Raw genomic sequence first — 531 nt, 5'->3', positions numbered from 1 at the left:
CCCACCGGCAGGCCCGGCAGATTGTGCATGCCGAACACCTTGGTGATGCCGAAACGCTCCATCATGCCGTCTTTGACCATCTCGCGGCCGCCTCCGCCGCCTTCCTCAGCCGGCTGGAAGATCACCGCCACCGAGCCGGTGAAATTGCGGGTCGCGGCAAGGTGGCGCGCGGCGCCCAGCAGCATCGCGGTATGGCCGTCATGGCCGCAGGCATGCATCTTGCCGGGTGTGCGCGAGGCCCAGGCCAAGCCCGTGGTTTCCTCGATCGGCAGCGCGTCCATATCGGCGCGCAGCCCGATGACAGGTCCGTTGGCGCCGGGCCGGCCATGAATGACGCCGACGACGCCGGTGCGGCCGATGCCTGTTACGACTTCATCGCAGCCGAAGGCCTTGAGCTTGTCGGCGACAAAGGCGGCGGTGTTGTGAACATCAAACAGCAGCTCCGGATCGGCGTGGAGGGTTCGCCGCCACTGGGTGATTTCTTCTTTTCCCGCGACCACGTCATCAACAAGCTGCATGTTCTTCCCCTGC

1 protein-coding gene is annotated in these 531 nt (G+C 65.5%); it reads right to left on the bottom strand.

The genetic code is table 11. The features are described from left to right. A partial coding sequence (locus ACR0C6_RS22225; RefSeq protein WP_480621373.1) for an amidohydrolase occupies positions 1-518 on the bottom strand: 518 nt, incomplete at its 3' end. Between the last annotated feature and the right edge of the window lie 13 nt (positions 519-531).

The sequence above is a fragment of the Ruegeria sp. AL12 genome (genome assembly GCF_056540885.1).
The sequence above is the reverse complement of the archived record's forward strand: the minus strand, read 5'-3'. Positions and strand labels throughout refer to the sequence as shown.